The 7,006-nt window shown below is 73.1% G+C and carries 5 protein-coding genes; 3 read left to right on the forward strand and 2 right to left on the reverse strand.

Translation table 11 applies throughout. The features are described 5' to 3' along the window. The first annotated feature begins 127 nt into the window (after positions 1-127). Positions 128-280 carry a hypothetical protein gene (locus AB0K00_RS06325; protein WP_363516217.1) on the forward strand — a complete coding sequence of 51 codons (153 nt, stop codon included), beginning with the start codon at positions 128-130 and terminating at the stop codon, positions 278-280. 80 nt (positions 281-360) lie between these two features. Further along, positions 361-696, forward strand: coding sequence for a hypothetical protein (locus tag AB0K00_RS06330; protein ID WP_363516220.1), 336 nt, complete (start codon positions 361-363; stop codon positions 694-696). 172 nt (positions 697-868) lie between these two features. On the opposite strand, the gene AB0K00_RS06335 is transcribed toward AB0K00_RS06330, so the two are convergent. Both AB0K00_RS06335 and AB0K00_RS06340 read right to left on the reverse strand, forming a co-directional pair. Beyond that, positions 869-1,387: a hypothetical protein gene (locus tag AB0K00_RS06335; RefSeq protein WP_363516223.1), complete on the reverse strand. Its 519-nt coding sequence runs from the start codon at positions 1,385-1,387 to the stop codon at positions 869-871. A gap of 175 nt (positions 1,388-1,562) precedes the next feature. After that, entirely contained in the window at positions 1,563-4,895 is a 3,333-nt protein-coding gene (locus AB0K00_RS06340) for a DUF4132 domain-containing protein (RefSeq protein WP_363516226.1), read from the reverse strand. 517 nt (positions 4,896-5,412) lie between these two features. Here AB0K00_RS06340 and AB0K00_RS06345 point away from each other — a divergent pair. Further along, a partial coding sequence (locus AB0K00_RS06345) for an acyltransferase family protein (protein ID WP_363516229.1) occupies positions 5,413-7,006 on the forward strand: 1,594 nt, incomplete at its 3' end.

Genomic DNA, 7,006 nt, shown 5'->3' on the forward strand with positions numbered 1-7,006 from the left:
TGCGGGGGCGCACCCTCTCGGCAACCGGTTCGGCAATGGTGAGCAGGGCCGGGCCCGGCGCGCCGAACTCGGCCCAGTCCACAGTGGACGCGTCCATGCCCCGGGGTGGGCGAAGTTGGTTGGACGGGTGGGGTTTGAACGCGGTGCGCAGCAGCGCCCACCGGGTGCCGAGGCCGCCGAGCAGCGCGTCGTCGTCGCAGCGGCCGTGCTGCGGGGCCGGGTCGCCTTCCGTGCCGGCGCCCTGGTCGGCGAAACCCGCGGCACCTTCCTCTCCCGCTGATCCGTGCAACGCCCGGCCCGGTCAGCAGTTGTAGGCTCGTGCTGACCGGGCTCCCGGTCGTCGTGCGGGGGTGGAGTGGCATGGGCACAGAGGGACCCGAGGTCCGCCTCGGCATCCGCAATGACGGCACCGAAATGATGGAGATCGCGCTGGAGCCTCTGGGCGAGGACTACTGGCTCAGGCCTGGCGAGCGTGTCTTCGTCGTCATCGTCGACGAGCCGGGCGACAGCTCCGCCCCGTTCGAGGTCCAGCAGTCCTCGCAGCGGCTGGCAGTGTGCTGCAACCGGAGCCTGTTCTGGGTCGTCGACGATGCCGGAAACGAGCTGGAGTGCGGCTATCAGCGGCCCGAACCGGCGGGTGCAGCTCCGAAACGCCGCTCGTTCTTCCGCCGGCTCATCAACGCACCCGGCGAATGACACGAGCAGGACGCCGACCTCACCGTCGTCGAAGTGTGCAGCGCAAGGGGCGCCCTGCAACCCCGGTGTATCCCTGTTACTCGGCGGCCAGTAATTCACCGGGTTGAGCGGGTCGAGCGGCGGGCGAAGTGCGTAAGTCCAGCTTGTGGGGGCAGTGGCCACGCCGGTCGCGTCAGGACGGGCGGCGGCGGATCGCGGACACGACGCCCACCAGCAGCGCGACGAGGGCGGGCAGCCACAGCACGTCGAGGGCGAGGCCGAGCCGGGCCGCGTCGCGAGTCTGGCGCACCAGATCCGCAGGCAGGTCCGGCTCGCCCCGGTAGACGACGCGCTGCGCGACGAGGCTCAGCACCACGAGACCGACGACGGCGTAGCGGAACCAGGTGAGGGCCCGGTCCAACGCCCTGGCCCGGAGCGGCTCCCAGAGCAGGCCCCACAGCAGGAAGGCGACGAGCACCGCCACCAGCAAGCCGTTGGAGACGCCGGCGCGAGGGTCGAACCGGTCGTGCAGCGCCGCGGCCTGGGCGGCGGTGATCGCACCCGGATCCGCCAGCAGACGGCCGGCCGTGCGCTGCGCGTTCCAAGTGCCGGCGATCGAGCCGACAATGAACACACCGGCGGCGACGGCCACGACAAGGACCAGCGCGGTTGCCAGCCACAGGCCGATGCGCCGGACACCAGGGTCGATCATCGGCCGAACCCTATGGCAGCAACGATGTGCGAGACGCAGCAGTCGTCTTCGTATTTGGTCACAGTCCGACTGATCTGACCCGGCGTCGTCACGTGCCGGTCTTCGGAACTCGGGACGAGGGGTTGCCCAGCGCCCCCGGTGGCTCCGGCGGGGGGCTGGACGGTGCGGGTGGGGCCTACGCCGTGGTGAGGAGGAGGTCGCGCAGGACTTCGGAGGCGGTGAGGGGGTCGAGGACGCCGAGGGGGACGGTGGGTTCGCCGCGATACGGGTCGGTGTCCGGCTCCGCCAGGTGCACCGTGCCGAGGATCTGCTCGGCGTCGAGGCCCGGGTTGCCGATCAAGATGCCCGGGGACAGGTAGGCGATCACCCGATGGCCGCCCGGCACGTCGCGCTCCACCCAGCACTGGGCGCCGCCGTCCAGCGGGGGGCCGAGTTGCCAGCCGCGGCGGGCGAGGCCGACGAACCGGCCCGTCGGACCCTTCAGGTCGGCGAAGCGGGTGAGGGCCGTGGCGGTTTGCTCGGCCGGGGTCAGGGCGAAGGTCTCGCGGCCCAGCTGCGGAAACGGTTGCAGGATTTCGTAGTCGGCGAGGATCTCGGACCAGCGGGCGAGGACGGGACCGAGGTCCAGTGGGTGGGCAACCCCGACCAGGGCGGCGGGGTCGAGGATCGCCGGGGTGTCGTCGATGTCGGCGAGGCTGCGGTCTTCGGCGAGCCGGAACGCGGTGCGCACCGAGCCGTCCGGGCCGTAGTCGGCCCAGACGAGCCGGCGGGCGACGTGCCAGACCAGGGGGTGGTTGAGGAACAGGTCCTGCAGCTCCTCGGGGGTCCACCGGCGTTGATTGACCATGGCGCGCTCCAGGCGGTGGATCTGCTCGGCGGCGATGGTGCGGGCGTCCTTCTTGAGGCCGGCGAATCGCTGGAACGCGGCAGGTGCGAGGACGGGGTCGTCCTTCGCGCCGGGCTTCGGGAGGGCCTTGCGGCGTGCGCCGCCCTCGTCGGCGACATACGGCGTCAGCTGCTCGTCGAAGCCGACCACGAACCGGCGGGATCCGTAGTCGAGGGTGAGGCTGCCGGACGGGTCGAGGCCCAGGTCGGGGACCAGGCGGTCGGCGAGCTGCTCCGGGGTCAGGCCACGGTCGGCGGCGGTGCTGGCGAGGCGCAGGGTGGCGCGCTCGCGGACCCCACGGTTTTTCACCTTGGACGCGATGGAGTGCAGGTGCATCAACGCGAGGTCGGAGCCGATGCGGGCGAGGATCTCGACGCCGGTGACGGCGCGGGCCAGCATGAGCTGCGACGGCCAGGTGCGGATCAGGGGGCTGAGCCGGCGGACGGTCTCGTCGTCGCCGGTGAGGCTCAGCGTCGTCTCATAGGCCCAGTTGCATTTGCTCGGTGCGTCGGCGTTGAGCCAGTGCTGGAACAGCGCCCGGCCGAACTCGGCGAGGCTGGCCGGCTCGCACGCGTCCCGGACGACGTCGACACCGGCATACGGCTCGTCGGGCTTGGAGATGGCGAGCATCAGCAACAGGTGCCGGGCCGCGGTGGACGGCAGCGTGCCGGCGTCGGCGCGAAGCTGGACCGGGGGGAGGACGGCGGGGTCGGCCCAGTCCGGCAGGCTCGGCATCCGGGACGGCAGGCCCATGAGGGGGTCGGCGTCGAGCAGGCCGGCGACCACGTCGGCGACCTGTGGCCCGTAGGCGTCCGCGGCGGCGGCGATCGCGGTGTCGCGGTGCCCGGCCCGGCCGATCACGGCGAGCGCGAGGCCCGCGGCCTGGCGGGCCGGGCCGGCCTCGCCGAGGGCGGCGGGGATGAGGGCCCGGGTCGCGGCCGCCGGGTGCCGGGTCAGCCAGGCCCGGGCATGGGGTCGCAGCGTTTTGACGCGGGAGAACCAGTCGGCGGCCAGCTCGGCGAGCTCCGGGCCGGCGACGGGCAGCATGGCCCGGGCAGCCGCGGCGGGCTCCGCCCGGGCGACGGCGAGGACGACGGGATACGCCGCCGCGCCGAACCGGCCGACGATCAGCGGCAGCCACTCGGCGGCGTCGCTGGTGTCCTTGACGCGCCACTCGGCGAGCAACGGGGCCGCGACGGGCTCCTCCGCCCGCAGGAAGAACTTGACCGCGGTGACGGGGGCGACCGGGCCGAGGCGCAGCTGGGCGCTGATGTGCTCGGCGTCGAGGCCGGGACGCCAGAACCGGGACAGTTGCGTCGTGCCGCCGCGCCAGGCGTCGCGCTCGCCGGGGGCCCACGCCGCCGACCGCCCGTCAGTGCAGGTGAGGCCGTCGATCACGATCGGCTTGGCGGTCTTCCGGGCGCCGGTCCACGGCGGGCTGACCAGGATCGGCGGGAGGGCGTCGGCGGGCGCCTCCCGCACGGCGTCGATGGCGTCGATGACGGCGACGATCCGGTGGGCCGCGTCGGGCGGGAGCGCGGGCAGGACCGACTCGGCGAGCTTGCGGTGCCGGGCGACGTGGGAGCGGAGCAGGTCGGCGACCGCGCGGCGGCTGCCGTGCAGGGCGAGCAGGCGCATCGCGCGGGTGGGGAACCGGGCGGCGGCCCCGATGACGGCGGCCGCCACCTGCTTCTTGTCGATGCGGTCCAGCAGCGCCTCGAACGCCGCGTCGCTCGGCAGCCCCGCGATGCCCGACAGCACGAACTTGCGGCTGTCCGGGTCGATGTGTTCGTGGTCGAGCCAGGCGAGCAAGGGGCCCAGCGCGGCGCCGCCGGCGCCCAGCACGAGCGTGCACACCACCGCGTTGGAGCGGAAGACGCCGAAACTGGTCATGACGGCGGTGAGGGCGTCGACCTGTGCGGCCGTGGTGACGCAGGTCAGCAAGGTGTGGCCGACACCCTCGTTCCAGCTGACCGTGGCGAGGGCGGCGATGTCCTCCTCGACCCACCCGGGCCTGGTCGGGTCGAGGAACGTGGCGGCGATGCGCTGGTTGACGACGCCGGCGCGATACTCCTGCAGGGTCGCCACGATCGCGGCATACTCCTCGTCCGGCGCGGCGGCGATCGCGTGACGGATCCGCGAGGCCGCCGTGTCGGCCCAGACGTCCGGCACGTCGGCGTGCGCGCGCCGGCGCAGCAGCATGACGTGACCGCCATAGAACCGGCCCGCATGCAGCCCGGCGAGCTCGAGACAGGCCCGGGCGGCGAAGTCGAGGCCGTGCTCGATGATCCACCCGTCGGTGATGGACGGGCCCCGGCCCATGTCACGCCAGGTGAGCCGGGCCAGGAGCACCGCGGCGACGACCGCGGCGCCGAGCGGGGTGCGCCCGGGGTCGCCGGCGAGCCACGCGCGGCCGGCGGCGGCAAGGTCCGCCGGCACACCCTCGCGCTCAAGCTCGGCCTGAATCCCGTCGCGGTGCAGGTCAATCAGGTCGCTGGTCTCGATGACGGCCGTCGGCTGCGGCACGAAACCGGTGACCTCGCCGCGCCGCGGAAAGGTCCAGTCGCGCCATCCGGCGGGAATCACCAGCGTGTCCTCGTCGAGCGTCGCATTCGTGCCCATCGTGGCCTCCCCGACCGCGTCCCACCGGTGCATCCCCGGAACGGCAACACCATAGCGGCACCCACCGACAAAAAATCGCGGAGAACGGGACGGCACCGCCTGCCCGGCGGACACTGGGCAGGCGGTGCCACGCCGGGGACCACATGCCGTCGCCGGACCAGGGGTCGCGGGAGCGGGCGCGGACCTGCAGCACGTCCTCGCCCGGCAGTCCATTGTGGACGTGCCCCACCCCGACTTCGGCATGCTGCCCATGCAGGCCCGGCACCCCGCCTCTCGGACACCCCCGGCCAGATCCGCTGGGCCCGGCCGGTCGCCTTCACCGCCGTCGCCCCTCGCCGCGCTCCGGCTGACGCCCGACCCTCGGGGAATTGGTGGTCCGCAAGCACACCGACGTCGTGCCCTGCAACGAGGCCGTCGCGCGCCTGAGGTGAAACCCGATGTGACCGCGGCCGCCGGAATCATGTGAGGTTCGCGCGGTCCGCCATCGCGCACCCGGGCGGTTCGTTAGACAACGAGGGTGGACCGTAACAGCAGGCTGCCGTCGCTCACCGGACTGCGGTGGGCGGCCGCGCTCATCGTGTTCGGCCAGCACCTCCTGGAGCAGTACTACAACCCGCAGCTCGTCGCGGCGAAACCCGTGCGGTCAGCGGTCTGGGCCGCGCTCGCCCATGGTGGCGGCCTCGGTGTCTCGTTCTTCTTCGTCCTGTCCGGCTTCGTCCTTGCCTGGTCGGCCCGTCCCGGCGAGCGCGCCGGCACGTTCTGGTGGCGTCGCTTCAGCAAGGTGTACCCCGCGACCCTGATCACCACGCTCGCCGCGGCCTTGCTCGTCGGCGGCGCGGGCCCGCTGCAACTGGCCACCCACCTGACGCTGACACAGAGCTGGGTGCCGCGCCACGACGTCTACGCCGCGCTCAACCTGGTCAGCTGGTCGCTGTCCTGCGAGGTGTTCTTCTACCTGTGTTTCCCGCTGCTCCTCGCCGGGATGCGCCGGCTGGGGCCGGCCGGGCTGTGGGCGATCGTGGTGATGATGATCGAGTGCGTCGCCGCGCTCGCCGCGAACCTCGTGTCCGCGACCCACTCGACCGCCGCCTACATCGGCTACGTCCTGCCACCGGTGCGCATGGCCGAGTTCACGCTCGGCGTCGCCGTGGCGCTGCTGGTGCGGACCGGCGCGTGGCGCGGCCCCGGCCTGCGATGGTCCCTGGCGCTGCTGCCGCCGACGATGTTCGCGGGGCTGTTCGCGCCGTACCCCATCAACGAGCACGCCCTGACCCTCGTCCCCGTCACCCTGGTCGTCGCCGCCGCAGCCCGCGCCGACCTGCTCGGCCGTCCCACTCTGTGGTCGCGGCCGTTGATGGTGTACCTGGGGGAGCTGTCCTTCGCCTTCTACCTCGTGCACTTCCTGGTGCTGACCGGGTTCGACCGGTACGGCCTGCTGCCACACCGGGCCGGGCCCGCCCAGGCGCTGGTGGCGACGGCGTCCGTGTTGTGGTTCAGCCTGATCGCCGCGATGGTTGTCTACCACGGCGTGGAACAGCCGGCGCTGCGCCTGCTGCGCAGCCGCGGTCGCAGCGGGCGCGGCGAGGTCGTGCCCGCGGGGTGGCGTGGCCGGCACCGGATGGTGCTGACGGCCGCGCCGGCGCCGCGGTTCGCCGCCACGGTGCCGATGCCGCGGCCCGCGCTGCCGCCGGCGCCGCCTCCGATTCCCGTCCCACGGCCGACCGTGCCAGTGCCCCGTCCAACCGTCGCTGCCCGCCGGCTCGACATCCCCGTCCGCCGCTCCGACGTCCCCGTCCGCCGCCTCGACATCCCTGTCCGCCGGCTCGATGTCCCCGCGCCGCGGCAAATCGCGCCTGCCTCGCGGCGCACTGATCCGGTGCCACGGCTTGATGTCCCTGTCCCGCAGCACGCTGATCCGGTGCCGCGGCCTGATGTTCCTCTGCCAGTGCATGCTGACTCGGCGGCGCCGCACGCTGATCCGGTGCCGCTGCTTGATGTTCCTGCGCCGCGGCATGCTGATCCGGTGCCACGGCTTGATGTCCCTGTCCCGCAGCACGCTGATCCGGTGCCGCGGCCTGATGTTCCTCTGCCAGTGCATGCTGACTCGGCGG

Origin of the sequence: Dactylosporangium sp. NPDC049525 (assembly GCF_040676755.1) — a bacterium.
In the GTDB taxonomy this organism is placed as follows: domain Bacteria; phylum Actinomycetota; class Actinomycetes; order Mycobacteriales; family Micromonosporaceae; genus Dactylosporangium.

What these genes read in the sequence shown, in the direction of transcription:
- AB0K00_RS06330 (WP_363516220.1), top strand. Translation starts at nt 361, where the DNA reads ATGGGCACAGAGGGACCCGAGGTCCGCCTCGGCATCCGCAATGACGGC.
- AB0K00_RS06335 (WP_363516223.1), bottom strand. Translation starts at nt 1,387, where the DNA reads ATGATCGACCCTGGTGTCCGGCGCATCGGCCTGTGGCTGGCAACCGCG.
- AB0K00_RS06340 (WP_363516226.1), bottom strand. Translation starts at nt 4,895, where the DNA reads ATGGGCACGAATGCGACGCTCGACGAGGACACGCTGGTGATTCCCGCC.